Origin of the sequence: Streptomyces sp. NPDC058751 (genome assembly GCF_042746485.1) — a bacterium.
Classification (GTDB): Bacteria; Actinomycetota; Actinomycetes; order Streptomycetales; family Streptomycetaceae; genus Streptomyces.
The window spans coordinates 58688-77328 of sequence record NZ_JBHYPZ010000031.1; the positions used below are offsets into that span (position 1 = coordinate 58688).

An 18641-nucleotide genomic window follows, 5' to 3' on the forward strand; every position below is an offset into this window, starting at 1 on the left:
CGGGGCGGGAGCCCGGGCTCAGTCACCGGCCAGCAACTCCACCAGCCCGTCGGCGAGTTCGGTACGCCAGCACAGGTAGTCGTGGCCGCCGTTGAACTCGCGGTAGCGGACGTCGTAGCCGGCGGACGTGAGGGTGTCGCGCAGTCGCCGGGCGGCGGGCAGGGCCACCCATTCCTGCTCGCCGAAGGAGAGCCGGAAGCGCACCGGCAGCCGCTCCGAGGCGGCCAGCGCCCCGGTCAGCCACTCCTCCCCCGGTCCGACGGGCCACCAGAAGGAGCCCGACTGGACCAGCGCGTTGCCGAAGCGGTGGGGACTGTGCGCGGCGGCGTACGCGGCGGTGAGACCACCGAGACTCTGACCGGCCACGATCGTGCGCGCGGGATCAGTGGTGAGCGGCAGCCGCTCGGCGGCCCAGGGCAGCAGCTCCTCCTCCAGGAAGGCGACGAACTCCGGGCGGCAGGTGAGCTGCGCCCAGCGGGTCCCCGCGTCGACGGACTCCGGCAGGACGGCGGCCACCGGGGGTATGCGGCCGTCGGCGACGAGGTTGTCGAGGAGGTGCGCGACGCCCAGGCGGGGCTGCCAGTGCTCGCCGTCCAGCAGCACCAGGACCGGCAGTTCGGCGGGCGCGCCGGTGACGACGGGCTCGTAGAGCCAGACCTTCCTGCGGTCGCCCAGACGGTCGCTCGTCACCTCGTGCTCGGTCACAGTCCCCCGGGGCACCTCGGGTCTCGGTATCCAGTCCACCGCCCGTGGCGCGTCAGGCAGTTCGGCGTAGGAGACCGGTGCGCCGCTCCAACGCCTGGGCAGCAGACGCGGGTTGTACGGGTCGGCGCGGGGGCGTTCGCGCAGCCACTGCCAGTAGCCGGGCTCCCCGCTCTCCGGGCCGTCGCCCAGGTCCTCGAACAGGTCGTACGTGCCGCGCCAGTCGGCGCGCAGCCGTACCGTCCAGTGCCAGACGTCGGTGCCCGGCTCGTGACGCATCAGGTTTCCCTCGGGGGAACGCGGGTCGCCGAGCTTGTTGGGCAGCACCTGCACCGCGCGCGTGCGGGCCGTGCCGCGCCACAGGAACGTGACGGCCCGGTGGTCGGCGCTGCCCGCCGGGTCGGGCGCGACGAGGGGGGCGCCCCGTCGGCGCACCTCCGCCCAGAAGTCCGTCACACCGTCAGGGGCGGGCAGGGCCGTCGCGGGTTCGGCGAGCACGTCCAGGGGGTGCGGGCGCGGCAGGCGGGGCGGATGCTGCGGGGCGCCCTCGGGCGGCTGGGGCAGGGGCATGCGGAACGGCTCCCGTACAGGCACGACGGTGTTGGTAAGGCGCACCTTACCTCGACAAATCGACCCCGTTCCGGGGCCGTTGCCGTACGGCGAGATCACCCACCGCCAACTTAGGATAGGCTTACCTAAGTAAGCGCTTCGATGTCTGCTTCGGGGTTCCGCGCCACCGCGACCCGCCTCCACCGAGCGCCCCTTCGCCTGCCAGGAGCCAGGACCATGCCCTCCGAGAGACCCACCCGCACCCCGTCACCGTTTCCCCGGGGCGGCCGTACCGCCCTCACCGCCGCCCTCACCGCCGGCGCCGCCCTCGGCCTGAGCACGTTCGCGGCCTCGTTCGCCGTCGACGCCGACGCGGCGAACCCCACCACCACGGTGGCGCTCGCCGCGGACACCTCGGCGCCCGGCGTCTCGCTGGGCACGCGGTCCGTCGAGGCGGGCGGTCAAGTCCCCTTCACCGTCACGGGGTTCCCGGCCGGGGGCACGCTGAGCGTCAAGCTCGACGACAGGACGCTGCTGAAGCAGTTCCCCATCGGCGAGGACGGCAGCGTGACGGGCTCGGTGACCGTTCCGGCCGACACCGCGCCCGGAACGAACCACTGGCTCCGCTTCCTCGCCCCCCAGACGAGCGTGCGCAGCGACGACCTGACGGTCACGGGCGGCACCCCGACTCCCACACCCACACCCACACCCACTCCAACGCCCACGCCGACTCCGAGCACCCCGAACGCCCAGCCGAAGGTACGGCTGACCAGCGCCGCCACCGTCGCGGCGGGCGGCAAGGTCTCCTTCGCGCTCAGCGGCTTCACCAAGGGACAGAAGGTCACGGTCAAGCTCGACGACGCCGACATCCTGGCCCAGTGGCCGGACGCCGTGGGCTCCGACGGCACGTTCTCGGGCACGGTCACCGTCCCCAAGGGCACCGCGGCCGGCGCCCACTGGCTGCGCTTCCTCGCCCCCGACCCCGCCACCAGCCTCAAGGCGGACATCACCGTCACCTCGTCCGGCGACGGCGGCACGGGCGGCTCCGGCGGGGGTTCGACCGGAGGCGGCTCGACCGGCGGTTCGACCGGCGGGGGAAGCGGTTCGGGCGGCGGTACGGGCTCCAGCGGCGGCTCGAGCGGGGGCGGCTCGGGATCCGGGAGCGGAGGGACCGGCACGTCGACCGGCGCGACCGCCACGATCACCGCAGGGACGAAGGTCGCGGCGGGCGGCAAGGTCAGCTTCCGCGTCACCGGCTTCCCGGCCGGAGAGCGGCTCACGGTCAAGCTGGACGACCGCGAGATCATCGGACAGTGGTCCGGCGGCATCGGGGCGGACGGCTCCCTCTCCGCGAGCGTCACCGTCCCGGACGGCACCACCAAGGGCGCCCACTGGCTGCGCTTCCTCGCCCCGAACCCGCCGACCAGCCTCAGGGCCGACTTCACCGTCACCTCCGGCGCGGCGGCCGGATCCGGCGCGACGGCCGGAACCGAGGGCGGCACCGCGTCCGCCGCGGAAGGTTCCGCGACCCCCGTACCGGCGGCCACCGGAGCGCCGGCCAGCGCGTCCAACTCCCGTGGAGCCAAGGCGGAGATCACGGGCAGCCGGGTACAGCCGGGCGGCAAGGTCCACTTCAAGGTGACCGGTTTCCCGGCGCGCCGGACCGTCACCATCAAGCTCGACGACGACGCCATCCTCGGACAGTGGAAGGCGGACGCGGACGGGGCCCACGAAGGGGACGTGACGGTCCCCGCGGACACCTCCGCGGGAGCGCACTGGCTGCGCTTCCTCGCCCCCGACCCGCCCACCACGCTGAAGGTGGCCTTCACGGTGGTCCAGCCGGGCACCGACGCGACGGCCGGGGGCGCGGGCTCCGCCGCCGCCCCGCCCGAAGCGGACCCCGCCACCGCCCCGGTGGCCGTGGCGCGCGCGGAGGTCTCCTACGCCACCATCGCGTGGTCGGCGGCGGCCGCGGCGGCGGGCGGCGCCGCCGGAGCCGCCGCCACCACGATCCTCGTCGTACGCCGTCGCACCTCACCGCCGGCCGACAAGGCCTGACCGCCCACAGCTTCCTGGAGGGGTGCCCCCCTCCAGGACGACCCCCTTCGTCAAGGAGATCCCACAGCATGCACTCAGTCACCCGCCGCACCACCGCAGTCGCCGCCGCCGTCGCCCTGGTCTCGGGCAGCGTGCTGGCGCTGGCCGGTACCGCCTCCGCACACACCGGCCAGGCCCACGCATCGGCCGTCACCCAGGCCCCGATCACGAAGGGGCTCTACCAGTCGGCGTACTCCGAGCGGAACCACGTCCTGTGGGCGACCGCCTCCGCCGGCCGCGGCGCGACCGCGACGTCCGCGCTCCTCGAGCTCGACCCGCGGACACTGGCGGTGAAGGCGTCGTACACCCCGCCCGTCACCGACGCCACCACCGGGGCCGTCGAGGCCGTCTACGGCGTCACCGTGGACGACGAGCACAACACCGTGTGGACCACCAACACCCGCAGCAACTCGGTCGCGGTCTACAGCCAGCGCACCGGCGCCCACCTCGCCACCCTGCCGAACGTCGCCCACGCCCGCGAGGTGGTCGTGGACGAGCGGCACGACCTGGCCTGGGCGAGCGGCTTCGGGGACGGCACCCTGGTGGCCTTCGACACCCGCACCTTCGAGGAGAAGGAGCGCGTGACGGTCGAGGGCGCGAGCCCGGCCGGCCTCGCGGTGAACGAACGGACGGGCACGGTGTACGCGGCCGACCTCAAGGGCGACCGCCTGATCACCCTCTCCCCGCGCTCCGAGGAGCCGGCGTTCGTCCCGGTCGGCGACGGCCCCATCTCCGTGGCCCTGTCCGCGGACGGCCGTACCGCCTACACCGCCGACCAGACCGCCGGGGCCGTGTCAGTGGTCGACCTGCGCGCGAAGTCCGTCTCCAGGACCGTCCCGACCGGCGCCGGAGCGCTCTCGGTGGCCGCCGACCCGCGCACCGGCCGCGTCCTGGTCGCCAACCGCACGGCCGCGAACGTCACGGTGGTCGACCCGCGCGAGGGGACCGTCGTCGAGACCCTGGCCACCGGCGCCAACCCGAACCACGTGACGGTGGACCACGGCACGGCCTACGTGGTGGACAAGTCCGGCAGCGGCCCGGCGGGCGAGGACCAGGCGTACCGCATCCGCGTCGGCCGATGAACGACACGACCTGAGAACCGGGGCCCGCGAAACCGAACCCACCGGTGCCGGGAACCTTGCCAGGCCGACCGACTGATCCAGCGGCCCGATGTCCCGGCGGTGAACGCGACCGCGCGACCGCCGGGACGAACGCGGCTCAGGCCCCCGCCGCGAACCCCACGAACCGCGACCACTCCTCGCGCCCGACGGCGAAGTGAGGGCGCGTCACATCCTTGGAGTCCCGCACGCAGACGACCTGTTCGGTAAGGGCGACCTCGACGCAACTGTCACCCTGGCTACCGCTGTAGCTGGATTTGAACCACGCCAGTTCCGTCGTGCTCATAGCTCTCCTCGAAGCTCTCCAACTGCTCGTCGGGCGCCACCGGCACGGCCCCCTTACCCAGCACCTCGTCCGCCCGCCGCACGAACGACTCGTCGGGCATCCGCCGGCCCAGCTCCACCGACTCCACGGTGTGTTTGGAGAACCGGACCAGATCCGCGAACTCGGCCCTGCTGCAGCCCGCGTGCTCGCGCAGCGCCTGCCGCACGGCTCCCCACGTCCCACCCGTACCCAGCGTGACGGATCAACGGCCGTACCGTCCACGGAATGCACCCGTACGCCAACTCACCGTACGGGCCGGGTGGCCCCACCGGGGAACGTGGAACCCCCCGTCCCCACCCCTGCCGGATGCCGAATCGGGTCGAGGACTCCGCTCCGGGCGAGCTACTTCGGGGCGGCGGCCAGTCGAACGGCCAGCCCTGCGAAGACCGTGCCGCTGAAGATGTTGAGTCCGCGAGCCACGCGGTGGCTGCGCCGGAGCACCACGGACAACCGACCTGCGAGGAGCCCGATCGTTCCGTCGACGGCGAACCCCATGACGACGATCGTCACGCCGAGGACGAGGAACTGGACCGCCACGTGACCAAGGCCGGGGTCCACGAACTGCGGCAGGAACGACACGTTGAAAAGGATCACCTTGGGATTCAGTAAATTGGTGACGGCCCCCCGCCAAAAGGCGCGCCGCCTCACTGCCCCCGGCTCCCCGTCCGCCTCGTCCTCGCCCGGCAGCGAACGATCGCGGAACGCCTTGACCGCCAGGTAGGACAGATAGGCCGCGCCCACCCAGCGCAGTACGTGGTACAGCGTCGGGAGCGCCAAGAACAGTGCCGACAGCCCGAACGCCGCGGCAACCGTGTGTACGAGCATCGCGCAGGCCACGCCCAGTGCGGCCATCACGCCCGTGAACGGCCCACCACGCCCGCCGATGGCCACGATGAACATCATGTCGGGACCCGGAGTGATGCACAGTGCGAAGGCGGCAACCAAGAAGGCCGCGTACAGAGTTGTGTCCACCATGGCCGCCATGCTGGTTACGGGGGAAAAACACGTCGACCCAATTCCACTGACTGAGACGGCTGTTGCCCCACTCTTCGCCTACGTCCGGCTCCGGCAGGGCGAACGTCGCCTGTCGCGGCACCAGCTCGTTCCGCTTCGACGGACACCATCGGTGTGGTGGTCAGGCCGCGAGTGCGGTCTCGATCCGGCGGGACTTCGGTGGCCGAGGCCGCTGTGGAGTCGGTCCGGCTGACGTACTCCGGCGACGACTTCGCGCTGCCGCCCTGCGGGAGCCGCTCGGGTGACGCGGGCCGTCGACCTCGTCGAGCACGCGCCGGCCGTCCGGCTCACCCTGCCGGACGCGCTCGGGCGCGCGCCGGCCGCCGGGCACCGCGACCCGCTGCCCGCGCTCACACCGCCGGGTCGTCGCCCCCCATCGTCATGCGGGCCACGTGGAGCGCGAGGTAGGAGACCTCGTCCTCGCTCAGCTGCTTCCCCAGGCGCAGTTCGACGATCGTCGCGAGCTGCTGGGCGGTGTGGGTGGCCTCCGGGTAGTACTGGCGGATGCCCTTCCCGATCGTGGACTCGTGGCCCTTGAGCTGCCGACGCTGCTGGATCCGCACGAAGAGGTAGCGCACGTGGGTGATGAACCGCGCCACGTTCATGGACTCGTGGGACACGTCCAGCCCGTACCGCTCCTTGATGACGGCGAGCATCTGCTGGATGACCCCGGTCATCGTGTAGGTGAAGGACAGGTCGCCCGAGACGAAGCCCGCGTTGACCAGGTGCAGCGCCAGCGGGGTGGCCTCGGAGGCCTCCAGCCGCGGGGTCACGTACTCGTTGATGGCCTGGAGCAGCAGCTGTGCCTGGGCGTACTCCGTGGCGTACAGGGTCTGTACCTCGGCACGCAGCGGGTACTCGATGACGATGCCCCGGGCGGCCCGGTCCAGCGCGCCGGCGACGTGGTCGGCGACCGCGATGGCGAGGGTGGGGCGGGTGGACTCGCGTCCCTCGATGCCCACGTCCTCCAGGGCGGTCACGACGGCCTGCAGGACCTCCTCGCTGATGAGGGCCATGGCCTCGGCCAAACGGGCGGGGTCGCCGTCGGGTCCTGAGCCGGCGGAGGGGTCGCGGCCGTCGGCCGGGACGAAGACGCGCTCCACCAGGCTGGGGTCGACGGGCTTGCCCTGGCGGGAGCTGAAGCCGATACCGCGCCCGGTCAGGATGACCGGGCGGTCCTTCTCGTCGCACGCGAGGACCACGTTGTTGTTCAGGACACGCACAGCCTTCACCGCCGGCCCTCCTTTTCTTTCGATCTCCATCCTCCCCGAAACCGACGTGGCGCGTGCACGCGTCCCCTGGGGGAGGCGTGCACGCGCCTGTCGGATCAAGGGCGGCTGATCACCGTCGTACGGTCACCACGGGGGTGCCTGCGGTGACGTCCTGCCCGACGCGCGGTTCGACCGAGGTCATCTCCGCGGTGTTGAGGACGGTCATGAGGGTGACGGCCGGGTGGCCCGCGGCGCGCACGGCGTCGAGGTCGACGTCGGCGAGGTGGTCGCCCGCGGTGACCTTCTGGCCCGCCTTGACGTGGACGTCGAAGCCGTCGCCCTTCATCTGCACCGTGTCGATGCCGACGTGGACGAGTACCTCGGTGCCGTCCGCGGTGCGGATGCCGTAGGCGTGGCCGGTGTCGGCGACGGTGATCAGCTCACCGTCGACGGGGGCGACGATGCGACCGTCGGCCGGCTCGATGCCCACGCCCTCGCCGAGTGCACGGGAGGAGAAGACCGGGTCCTCGATCTCGCCGAGGCCGATCACACGACCGGCGACGGGCGCCTTGAGTTCGAGGCTCTTGCCCTCGGCGGCGGACCCCGTGGCCGAGCCGGCGGAGGCACCGGTGCCGGCACCGACGGTGACGAGCTCGCGCTCCTCGGCCTTCACGGCCTGGGCGGGAACGGTGGCCTTGGCGGCGGCCTTCTCGGCAGCGGCCGCGTCACGCTCGGCGTTGACCTGGGCGCGCTCTTCCTTGGTGCGGTAGTCGGCGAAGTACACGAGGGCCATCGCGGTGAAGAAGGCCACCGAGATCGCGATGATGTACTTGATCATCGGGTCGAAGACCGGGATGGTCAGCAGGGAGGTGAAGGCGAAGGCCTCGGTGTTCACGCCGCCCAGGATGCCGATGGTGACACCGCCGACGAGGCAGCCGGCGAGCATGCGGGGGTAGATCCGCTTGAAGCGCAGGTGGATGCCGTACAGCGAGGGCTCGGAGATACCGCCGAGCACACCCGCGGCCAGAGCACCGGTGGCGGTCTGACGCATCATCGTCTCACGGTGACGGATCGAGAGCAGGAGGACACCGGCGGTCGCACCGAAGCAGGCGAAGTTCCACGTGCCCATGGGGCCCTGGATGAAGTCGTACCCGAGGGTGTTGATGTTCTGGAGCATGAGGGCGTTCAGCGGCCAGTGCAGACCCAGCGGCACCAGGAAGGGGTACAGCATCGGGATGACGATCGCGAAGACGATCGGGGCGTGGCCGTTCAGCCAGGACAGACCCGAACCGAGGCCGTTACCGGCCCAGACACCCAGCGGGCCGATGAGGAAGGCGGTCAGCGGGATCATGATCAGCATGCTGAAGAACGGCACGAAGACCATCTGCACGTTCTCGGGGAAGATGCGCTTGAGACCCTTGTAGACCAGGGCGAGCAGGGCGACCATCAGCAGCGGCACGAACACCTGGCCGCCGTAGTCGTTGAGCTGCATCGGCAGTCCGAAGACGTGCGCCACGGACTCCGAGGTGCCCAGCGTCGCGTTGGTGGTGGTGGTGACACCCGGGGTCTTGGACCCGATCATGCCGGTGAAGTTCGGGGTCATGACCGCGGCCATGACCGCGGCGCCCACCCATGGGTCGATCTTCAGCTTCTTGGCCGCGTTGTAGGCGACCATGATCGGCAGGAAGTACAGCACCGAGCGCCACATGGCGTCGACGAAGACCCAGGTGGCGGACTTGTCCGCGGAGCGGAAGTCGACCAGGCCGAAGGCGTCGAGCATGGAGGCGATCGCGATGATCAGGGAGGCGCCGAGCAGCACGCCCAGGAGCGGACGGAAGGAGTCCGAGAGGTACTCGAAGAAGTTGTCGAGCCAGGCGAAGCGGCCGCGGCCCTTGGCACGGATCTCGGCCTTGACGTCGGCGTCGGACTTCGCGGCGGGCTTGCCGGCCTTGCTCATCGACGGCAGGTTCACGATGTCCGAGTAGACACCCGCGACGGCTCCGCCGATCACGATCTGGAAGCGGTCACCGGACTGGGGCACGGTGCCCATGACGCCGTCGAGGGCGTCGAGGGCGGCCTGGTCGACCTTCGTCCCGTCGTGGAGCTGGAAACGGAGCCGGGTGGCGCAGTGTGTGAGGCTCTCGATGTTCTCGGGTCCGCCCACACCGCGGAGGATCATCTCCGCGAGCGCACCTGTCTTGGGTGTGTTCATGACGCGTCCTTGCATCCTGTCTCTTGCGAGCTTGCATCGGTCCGCGATCTCTCACGCACGGACCGAGGCAACAAAAAAGGCCCGGGAGGCGCACGGGGCGCCACCCAGGCCTTGCCTCCCTCAGCCGGACCCCGCCCGGTGCCGCTTGCGGCGACTCCGGTGGTTTCCGTAGGGAGTAACAATCCTGCGATCGAGATCGATCGGTATTGACTATAGCAGCGCGTCGCGGCGCGGTGGAGCCCCTGAGGGTGTTAGTGACCAGCGCCACCCGCGAGGTGCCCGTCCCCGGGCGGTCGCCCCCTTGCGAGGCGCCCGCCCCCGGGCGGCCGGCACCCCGCGAGGGGCCGGTGATCAGGGGCGCCGGCGTTCATACCCGCGTCCGCACTCACCTTCACGCCCGCGTTCGTGCCGCCGCTACGGGGTCGCGTCCGCCGTGACCGGGACCGGGGCCCCCGTGACCGGGAGCGGTGCCTCGTCCTGCCGGCCGGTCCTGAACTGGGTCCGGTACAGCTCCGCGTAGCGCCCGTCCGCCGCGAGCAGGTCCTCGTGGGTGCCCCGCTCGACGATCCGGCCCGCCTCGACGACCAGGATCAGGTCGGCGGCCCGCACCGTCGAGAGCCGGTGCGCGATCACGACGGCGGTGCGGCCCTCCAGCGCCTCGGCGAGCGCCTCCTGGACGGCCGCCTCCGAGGTGTTGTCGAGATGGGCGGTGGCCTCGTCCAGGATGACGACGCGCTGGCGGGCGAGCAGCAGCCGGGCGATGGTCATGCGCTGGCGCTCGCCGCCGGAGAGCCGGTAGCCGCGCTCACCGACCACGGTGTCCAGGCCGTCGGGCAGGGACCGTACGAGTTCGTCGAGACGGGCCCGGCTCAGCACGTCCCACAGTTCGTCCTCGGTCGCCTCCGGCCGGGCGAGCAGCAGGTTCTCGCGGACCGAGTCGTGGAAGAGGTGTCCGTCCTGGGTCACCATGCCGAGGGTCGCGCGCATCGACGCGGCGCCGAGGTCGCGGACGTCGACGCCCCCGATGCGCACGGCACCGGCGTCGGTGTCGTACAGCCGCGGCAGCAGCTGCGCGATGGTCGACTTGCCGGCGCCCGAGGAGCCGACGAGGGCGACGGTCTGGCCGGGTTCGGCGCGGAAGGAGATGCCGTGCAGGACCTCGTCGCCGCCCCGGGTGTCGAGGGCGGCGACCTCCTCCAGTGAGGCGAGGGAGACCTTGTCGGCGGACGGGTAGGCGAAGCGGACGTCCTCGAACTCGACGGACACGGGTCCGTCCGGGACCGCGCGGGGCTTCGGTCCGTCCTCGATGAGCGGCTTCAGGTCGAGCACCTCGAAGACGCGCTCGAAACTGACCAGGGCGCTCATGACCTCGACGCGCGCCCCGGCCAGCGAGGTGAGCGGCGCGTACAGGCGGGTGAGCAGCAGCGCGAGCGAGACGACGGCGCCCGGCTCCAGGGTGCCGCGCAGGGCGAACCAGCCGCCGAGCCCGTAGACGAGGGCGAGCGCCAGGGCCGAGACCAGGGTGAGGGCGGTGATGAAGGCGGACTGCGCCATCGCTGTACGGACCCCGATGTCCCGCACCCGCCGGGCGCGCGCCGCGAACTCGGCGGACTCCTCCCCGGGCCGCCCGAAGAGCTTGACGAGGGTGGCGCCGGGGGCGGAGAAGCGCTCGGTCATCCGGGTGCCCATGGCGGCGTTGAGGTCCGCGGCCTCCCGCTGGAGCCCTGCCATGCGGGTGCCCATGCGCCGGGCGGGGATCACGAACACCGGCAGCAGGACCAGCGCGAGCAGGGTGATCTGCCAGGACAGGGTGAGCATCACGACCAGGGTGAGCACCAGGGTCACCAGATTGCCGACGACGCCGGACAGGGTGTTGCTGAACGCGCGCTGGGCGCCGATCACGTCGTTGTTGAGTCGACTGACGAGCGCTCCCGTACGTGTACGTGTGAAGAACGCGACCGGCATGCGCTGCACATGATCGAAGACAGCCGTCCGCAGATCGAGGATGAGTCCCTCGCCGAGCGTCGACGAGAGCCAGCGGCCCAGGATCCCGAACGCCGCCTCGGCGACCGCGATGACGGCGATGAGCACGGAAAGACGGACGACGGTGCTCTCGTCGCCGTGGGCCACGATGGTGTCCACGACGTGCCCCGCGAGCACCGGTGTCGCGACGGCCAGCAGCGCGGTCACCACACTGAGGAGGACGAACTGCGCGATACGGCGGCGGTGCGGGCGGGCGAAGACGGCGATGCGGCGGAGCGTCGCGCGGTCGAAGGGACGACGCTCCTGTTGGGCGTTCATGACACTGTGCAACTGTGTCCAGGCTGTGGTCTCCATGCTCATGGGAGAGACAGTAGGACCTCAAGCTTTGTTGAGGTCAATGGCCGCAGAGGCGGGCACTCTCACGGGCGGGACCCCGGGGAGGCCGGAGGCGGGCGCTCTCGCGGGCGGGACCCCGGAAAGGGCGGGGGCCGCGCCGGGCGCACCGGCCCTCCCGCGGCTTGCCCGGCGTGTCAGCCGCCGTCCCCGCACCCGCAACCTCGTGTTGGCGCGGCGGGGAAACCCTCTTCCGATGTGACAGCAGTACGACTTCCCCGGGCACTCCCCCGCCTCAGCCTGCGGCCCGCCGTCCGGCCGGTCCTGTGTCTGCTCCCGCTCGCCCTGGTCCTCGTGGTGGCCCTGCGCCACCGGTCCGTGCTCGTCGAGGGCTTCGGCCATCTGCGGTCGGCCCAGTGGCCCTGGCTGCTGGCCGCGGCCGCCGCGACCTGTCTGACCTGGGTGGCCGCGGCCGTGACCCGTCAGGGCGCGGTCGTGGAACGGCTGCCCGCCGTCCGGCTGCTGGCCACCCAGTTCGCCGCGGGCGCCGCGAACCACCTGTTGCCGACGGGACTGGGCGCCAGTGCGGTCAACCTGCGGTTCATGACGGTGTGCGGGGTGCCGCTGGCCCGTTCCTCGGCGGCGCTCGCGCTGTACCTGCTGGCCGAGGGGATCGCCCGGCTGGCCCTGCTCGTCGGCCTGCTGATCGCGTTCCCCGACGCCCTCCGGGTCGACGGTCTGATCCCGGACGGCGCGGTCGGACCGCTGCTGGCGGGCGTCGGCGTGGCCCTGTGCGCGGCGCTGGCGGTGCTCGCTCTCGTACGACGGCTGCGCGCGGCCCTCGCCTCCTTCCTGCGCACCGCCCTCGGCGAGGCCCGCTCGGTGCACACCCGGCCGTCCCGGGCCGTCGCCCTGTGGGGCGGCTCGCTCGCCTTCCCGCTGCTCCAGGCCGCCGGGCTGGCCGCGGTGGGCCGGGCGCTGGGCCTGCCGGTGTCCCCCACGCACATGATGATCGCCTACCTGGCGGCGACGATCGCGGTCGCGATGGTGCCGACGCCCGGCGGGATCGGTTCGGTGGAGGCCGCGCTGATCGTGACCCTGGTCGCGGCGGGCGGCCCGGCGGCCGTGGCGACGGCGGTGGTGCTGGCGTACCGGATCATCACGGTGTGGGTGCCGCTGCTGCCGGGGGCGCTCACGCTCGGCGCGCTGGTCCGCTGGAAGGTGATCTGACGCGGGGCCGGCGGCCCGTCCGCCCGGCCCGTGCGATCCGTCCGCCCGGCCCGTGCGATCCGTCCACCCCGGCCCGTGCGGCCCGTCCACCCCGACCCGTGCGGCCCGTCCACCCCGACCCGTGCGGCCCGCCGCGTGTTCGTGGCACCGAGGAGCGACCACGGTGCGCGGCTGGGCGCGCGCGGGCGGGGCCGCGGCACCCGCCGGGCTCCTGTGCGCCGGGACCGCCGGGGCCGCCAGGACTGCGGGACCACCGAGGCCGTCGGGGCCGCCGGGGCTGCCGGGTCCGTGCCGCGGCAGGTGGCAAGGGCTGTCCGGCGCAGGGCTGGTGACGGACAGGCAGGAGGATGCGGCAGGATGAGGTGTCTCCCCGGACGATGGTGAACACCCGTCCGGGTCTGATCGCGTTTTCCCGGAATTCGAGCAGGTGGCAAGTGACGACACAGCACGTTCGGCCCGCGGGCCCCCATCCCGGTCCCGCTCTCCGAGGAGGTCACCGATGAAGCGCTCCGTCACCCTGGACGACCTGATGATCGCCGGAATAGCCCTGGCGGCCGGGCTGCTGGCGGCGTTCCTGCTGCGGATGCTGCTGCGCTGGCTGGGCAAGCACGCCGAGCGCACCCGCTGGAGCGGCGACGACGTCATGGTGGACGCCCTGCGCACCGTCGTGCCGTGGTCGGCGGTGGCCGGAGGCGTCGCCGCCGCGGCCGCGGTGCTCCCGCTGACCGCGCCGATCGACAAGACCGTCAACCGGTCGCTGACCGTCCTGATCATCCTGGTCGCGACCATCACCGCGGCCCGGCTGATCACCGGGCTGGTCCAGTCGGTGACCCAGTCCCGCTCGGGCGTCGCCGGTTCGGCCACCATCTTCGTCAACATCACCCGGGTCGTGGTGATGGCGATCGGTTTCCTGGTCGTCCTGCAGACCCTGGGGATCTCCATCGCGCCCCTGCTCACGGCCCTGGGCGTGGGCGGTCTGGCCGTCGCCCTCGCGCTCCAGGACACCCTCGCCAACCTCTTCGCGGGCGTGCACATCCTCGCCTCGAAGACGATCCAGCCGGGTGACTACATCCGGCTGAGCAGCGGGGAGGAGGGTTACGTCGTCGACATCAACTGGCGCAACACCACGGTCCGCCAGCTCTCCAACAACCTGGTCATCATCCCGAACGCCCAGCTCTCGGGCACCAACATGACCAACTTCAACCGGCCCGAGCAGCAGATGACGCTCCTGGTGCAGGTCGGCGTCGGCTACGACAGCGACCTCGACCACGTCGAGCGGGTCACGAACGAGGTCGTCGCCCAGGTGATGAACGAGGTCGACGGCGCCGTCCCGGAGCACGAACCCGCCGTGCGCTTCCACACCTTCGGCGACTCGCGCATCGGGCTCACCGTGATCCTCGGCGTGGGCGAGTTCAGCGACCAGTACCGGATCAAGCACGAGTTCATCAAGGCCCTGCACAAGCGCTACCGGGCCGAGGGCATCCGGATCCCGTCGCCCGCCCGGACGGTCGCGCTCCAGTCCGGCGGCGCGGGCTTCCCGGAGACCGTCATCCCGCACCAGCGCGAGGCCGCGAAGCGGCCCTGAGAACGGACCGGGGGCAGGCGGCCCCGAGAACGGGCCGGGGGCCGGGCGGAGTGATCCGCCCGGCCCCCTCTTCGTCTTCCCGTTTGTCTTCCCGCCCGCTCGGTCAGAGCGTGGCGGTCGAGTCCGGGTAGTGGCCGGGCGCGCGGTGGCGCGGCGCGACCAGGCTCGACACGACCGGGGTGACCGTCCAGTCGGGGTGGTTCGGCATGCGCGGGGTCTTCGTCCCGTACAGCCAGTCGTTCAGGAAGCCCGACTGGTCCGTTCCGGAGATCTCGGAGGCGACCGCGACGTAGTCCGCGGTGGTCGCCGCGGAGTTGCGGTACCGGTCCAGGAAGGTGCGCTCGATGCGGTTGAAGACGTCCTCGCCCACGAGCTCGCGCAGCGCGTACAGGACCAGGACCCCGCCCAGGTAGCGCTGGCTGTCGAAGAGGTTGGCGGCGTTCGGCGCGGCGACGGGGCCGGAGGACTGACGCCACTGGTCGCCCCGGGCGTACGTGTCCTTCATCCGGGCTTCCATGGTGGTCAGGCCCAGCGAGTCGGCCCAGCCGCGCTCGTAGCGGTAGAGCAGCCCGTAGAAGTCCGCGTGGCCCTCGTTGATCCACAGGTCGGCCCAGTTGGCGGGGCTGACGCTGTTGCCGAAGTAGGAGTGGACCAGCTCGTGCATCATGTGCGAGCCGATCTTCTTCTCCTCCTGGAGGAGGAAGTTCGGCTTGTAGAGCGTGAGCGTCTGCGTCTCCAGGCCCGTGAAGTCGAAGGCGTTGGAGGCGTCGTTGTTGCAGGGCAGCAGCCCGTACGTCTCGAACGGGTAGGCGCCGAGGCGCTGCTCCAGCCACTCCACGAGGTTCGGGGTGAGCGCGAGCGCCGGCTCCAGAGCGGTGGCGCGCGCAGTCGGGACGACGTCCCGCAGCGCCAGCCCGTGCGGGCCCTGCCGCTCCTTGACGACGTAGTCGCCGACGGTGATCTGCACCACCTCGGTGGCTATCGGGTCGGCCGAGCGGTACGAGTACGCGGTCCGGCCGCCGTCGAGCTGCTCCGTGCCGGTCAGCGTGCCGCTCGCGACACCGCGCAGGTTGTCCGGCACGGTGATGCGGAAGCTGAAGTCCGCCTTGTCCGTCGGGTGGTCGTTGCACGGGAAGACGGTGTGCGCCGCGTTCGGCTGGGGACAGATGGCGAAACCGTCGGGGTTGGACACCCAGGCGGTGTACGGCAGCGTCTTGGCCGGGTCGGCGCCGTACTCGACGTGGACCGCGGCGGCGCAGTTCTTCGGCAGGGTCCGCGCCGGGGTGATCCGCAGCTTCTCGTCCACCAGCTCGAAGGTGGCGGCCACGCCTCCGACCTTCACCGCGCGCACGTCCAGGCCGAGCGCGTCGAGCGAGAAGCGGGAGAGGTTCTGGGTCGCCTTGATCCTCAGGGTCGCCTTGGCGTCGACCAGGCGGGTCGTGGCGTCGTACGCGAAGTCGAGGTGGTACGCCTCGACGCGGTAGCCGTCGTTCCCGAGGGACGGGTAGACGGTGTCACCGAGGGTCTCGGCACCCGGGGTGCCCTGATCCGGCTTTGCCAGCGGCCGGGCCGAGGCGGTGGGGGCGACGGCGACTGCGGCGGCGGTACCGAGCAGCGCGGCCACGGGGGCCGTCACTCTGGTGCGATATCTCATTGTTCGCTTTCTTTCGGGCGACGGAAAGCCGGGAGGTCCGCCGCGGGATCAGGCGCGCGATACAGGTGCGCGATCACTCTCATGTACGGCTGAGAGGGCCAACTGGTTGCCTCTGATGGGTACTTGGCGTTTTCACTTCGGCCAGCGCGTTCACATTCGCGGGCCGGGCGGACGTCGGGGCGTCCGCTCCAGGTGTTTCACGCCGAAAGAACCGATCCTGCGTCCACGGCCGTTTTCCACCCCTGCCGGTCCGACGCAAAACGGACCCCTGTCGAGCCGGGGGCGCTCACGAGATATCTTGATGTCGAGCAATGTTGCAGACGTGGAGCGGAGCACCCGGTGACTGACTCGACCATCATCTACACGCACACTGACGAGGCCCCGGCCCTGGCGACGTATTCGTTCCTGCCGGTGGTCCAGGCGTACGCCTCTCAGGCGGGTGTCACTGTGGAGACCCGTGACATCTCGCTGGCCGGGCGCATCATCGCCCTCTTCCCGGAGTTCCTCCAGGAGGACCAGCGCATCGCGGACGCCCTGTCCGAGCTCGGTGAGCTGGCCAAGACGCCCGGCGCGAACATCATCAAGCTGCCGAACATCTCGGCGTCGATCCCCCAGCTCAAGGCCGCGGTCGCCGAGCTCCAGGCTCAGGGCTACGCGCTTCCGGACTACCCGGACGACCCGAAGTCGGACGAGGAGCGCGACATCCGCGCCCGTTACGACAAGGTCAAGGGCAGCGCCGTGAACCCGGTCCTGCGCGAGGGCAACTCCGACCGCCGCGCCCCCGCGTCGGTCAAGAACTACGCCAAGACCCACCCGCACCGCATGGGCGCGTGGTCGTCCGAGTCGAAGACGAACGTCGCCACCATGGGCGTCGACGACTTCCGCTCCACCGAGAAGTCCGTGGTGATCTCCGAGGCCGGCGCCCTGCGCATCGAGCTGGTCGGCGACGACGGCTCGACCACGGTGCTGCGCGAGTCCGTCCCCGTCCTCGCGGGCGAGGTCGTGGACGCGTCCGTCATGCACGTCGCCCCGCTGCGCGAGTTCCTCACCGAGCAGATCGCCCGCGCCAAGGCCGAGGGCGTCCTGTTCTCGGTGCACCTCAAGGCCACGATGATGAAGGTCTCCGACCCGATCGTCTTCGGTCACGTCGTGCGCGCCTTCTTCCCGAAGACCTTCGCGGCGCACGGCGAGACGCTCGCCGCCGCCGGTCTGACCCCGAACGACGGTCTCGGCGGCATCTTCAAGGGCCTGGAGGCGCTTCCGGAGGGTGCCGAGATCAAGGCGTCCTTCGACGCCGAGCTCGCCGAGGGCCCGGCCCTCGCGATGGTCGACTCCGACAAGGGCATCACCAACCTGCACGTGCCGTCCGACGTCATCGTCGACGCCTCGATGCCGGCCATGATCCGCACCTCCGGCCACATGTGGGGCGCGGACGGCCAGGAGGCCGACACCCTCGCGGTGCTTCCGGACTCCTCGTACTCCGGCGTCTACCAGGCCGTGATCGAGGACTGCCGCGCCAACGGCGCCTACGACCCGTCGACCATGGGCTCGGTCCCGAACGTCGGCCTCATGGCGCAGAAGGCCGAAGAGTACGGCAGCCACGACAAGACCTTCGAGATCCCGGTCACCGGCACCGTCCGTCTGGTCGACGAGGCCGGCAACGCAGTCCTGGAGCAGACGGTCTCCGCCGGCGACATCTTCCGCGCCTGCCAGACCAAGGACGCGCCGATCAAGGACTGGGTGAAGCTCGCCGTCACCCGCGCCCGCGCCACCGGCGACCCGGCCGTGTTCTGGCTGGACGAGACCCGCGCGCACGACGCCAACCTGATCGCCAAGGTCAACGCGTACCTGCCGGAGCACGACACCGAGGGCCTGGACATCCGCGTCCTCGCCCCCGTCGAGGCCACCAAGCTCTCCGTCGAGCGCATCCGCCGCGGCGAGAACACCATCTCGGTGACCGGCAACGTGCTGCGCGACTACCTGACCGACCTGTTCCCGATCCTGGAGCTGGGCACCAGCGCCAAGATGCTGTCGGTCGTCCCGCTGATGGCGGGCGGCGGTCTGTTCGAGACGGGCGCCGGCGGCTCCGCGCCCAAGCACGTCCAGCAGCTCGTCAAGGAGGACTACCTGCGCTGGGACTCGCTCGGCGAGTTCTTCGCGCTGGTGCCGTCCCTGGAGCAGCTCGCGAACACCACCGGCAACACCCGCGCCCAGGTGCTCGCCGACACCCTCGACCGCGCCACGGCGACCTTCCTCGACGAGGACAAGTCCCCGACCCGTCGCGTCGGCGGCATCGACAACCGCGGCAGCCACTTCTACCTGTCCCTCTACTGGGCGCAGGAGCTGGCGCGGCAGACGGACGACGCGGACCTCGCCAAGGCGTTCGCCCCGTTCGCCGAGACGCTGACCGCGCAGGAGCAGACGATCGTCGGCGAGCTGAACGCGGTCCAGGGCAACGCGGCCGACATCGGCGGCTACTACCAGCCCGACCCGGCCAAGGCCGCGAAGGTCATGCGTCCCTCCGCCACCTGGAACGAGACGCTGGCGACCCTCGCCTGATCCACCGCGTCACCCCGCACCACCCGCGGGCACTGCTCCGCACACGCCGCCCCGGCCGGATCCTCCGGC

General features: G+C 71.5%; 12 protein-coding genes and 1 pseudogene. 5 read left to right on the plus strand and 8 right to left on the minus strand.

Features of this window, described 5'->3' with window-relative positions; translation table 11 throughout:
• Positions 1–18: 18 nt before the first annotated feature.
• Positions 19–1272, minus strand: coding sequence for an enterochelin esterase (gene fes / locus ACFW6B_RS26655; protein WP_386599551.1), 1254 nt, complete (start codon positions 1270–1272; stop codon positions 19–21).
• 216 nt (positions 1273–1488) lie between these two features.
• On the opposite strand from fes, the gene ACFW6B_RS26660 reads away from it, so the two are divergent.
• Positions 1489–3309 (plus strand): hypothetical protein, encoded by a 1821-nt coding sequence (locus tag ACFW6B_RS26660; RefSeq protein WP_386599553.1) that lies wholly within the window; start codon positions 1489–1491, stop codon positions 3307–3309.
• Between the two features lie 68 nt (positions 3310–3377).
• Complete coding sequence (locus tag ACFW6B_RS26665; protein ID WP_386599555.1) at positions 3378–4430, plus strand: YncE family protein; 1053 nt, start codon at positions 3378–3380, stop codon at positions 4428–4430.
• Positions 4431–4566: 136 nt separating this feature from the next.
• Here ACFW6B_RS26665 and ACFW6B_RS26670 read toward each other — a convergent pair whose 3' ends face one another.
• The 6 genes and pseudogenes from ACFW6B_RS26670 to ACFW6B_RS26695 all read right to left on the minus strand — a co-directional run bounded on the left by ACFW6B_RS26670 (position 4567) and on the right by ACFW6B_RS26695 (position 11565).
• Entirely contained in the window at positions 4567–4752 is a 186-nt protein-coding gene (locus tag ACFW6B_RS26670) for a DUF397 domain-containing protein (RefSeq protein WP_386599557.1), read from the minus strand.
• 55 nt (positions 4753–4807) lie between these two features.
• A pseudogene (locus tag ACFW6B_RS26675) lies at positions 4808–4984 on the minus strand (multiprotein-bridging factor 1 family protein); the annotation flags it as partial.
• A gap of 149 nt (positions 4985–5133) precedes the next feature.
• Positions 5134–5766 (minus strand): LysE family translocator, encoded by a 633-nt coding sequence (locus ACFW6B_RS26680; protein WP_386599639.1) that lies wholly within the window; start codon positions 5764–5766, stop codon positions 5134–5136.
• 389 nt (positions 5767–6155) lie between these two features.
• Entirely contained in the window at positions 6156–7037 is an 882-nt protein-coding gene (locus tag ACFW6B_RS26685) for a PRD domain-containing protein (RefSeq protein ID WP_386599559.1), read from the minus strand.
• Between the two features lie 109 nt (positions 7038–7146).
• Positions 7147–9228 carry a glucose PTS transporter subunit IIA gene (locus tag ACFW6B_RS26690; protein ID WP_386599560.1) on the minus strand — a complete coding sequence of 694 codons (2082 nt, stop codon included), beginning with the start codon at positions 9226–9228 and terminating at the stop codon, positions 7147–7149.
• Positions 9229–9642: 414 nt separating this feature from the next.
• Complete coding sequence (locus ACFW6B_RS26695) at positions 9643–11565, minus strand: ABC transporter ATP-binding protein (protein WP_386599641.1); 1923 nt, start codon at positions 11563–11565, stop codon at positions 9643–9645.
• A 237-nt stretch (positions 11566–11802) separates the two neighbouring features.
• Between ACFW6B_RS26695 and ACFW6B_RS26700 the strand changes: the two genes are divergently transcribed.
• Both ACFW6B_RS26700 and ACFW6B_RS26705 read left to right on the plus strand, forming a co-directional pair.
• Complete coding sequence (locus ACFW6B_RS26700; RefSeq protein WP_386599561.1) at positions 11803–12774, plus strand: YbhN family protein; 972 nt, start codon at positions 11803–11805, stop codon at positions 12772–12774.
• Between the two features lie 499 nt (positions 12775–13273).
• Positions 13274–14359: a mechanosensitive ion channel family protein gene (locus ACFW6B_RS26705; RefSeq protein ID WP_386599563.1), complete on the plus strand. Its 1086-nt coding sequence runs from the start codon at positions 13274–13276 to the stop codon at positions 14357–14359.
• A gap of 103 nt (positions 14360–14462) precedes the next feature.
• Here ACFW6B_RS26705 and ACFW6B_RS26710 read toward each other — a convergent pair whose 3' ends face one another.
• Positions 14463–16013: a M1 family metallopeptidase gene (locus tag ACFW6B_RS26710; protein ID WP_386599565.1), complete on the minus strand. Its 1551-nt coding sequence runs from the start codon at positions 16011–16013 to the stop codon at positions 14463–14465.
• Between the two features lie 339 nt (positions 16014–16352).
• Here ACFW6B_RS26710 and ACFW6B_RS26715 point away from each other — a divergent pair, with 339 nt between their 5' ends.
• Entirely contained in the window at positions 16353–18572 is a 2220-nt protein-coding gene (locus tag ACFW6B_RS26715; RefSeq protein ID WP_386599567.1) for an NADP-dependent isocitrate dehydrogenase, read from the plus strand.
• Positions 18573–18641: the final 69 nt, after the last annotated feature.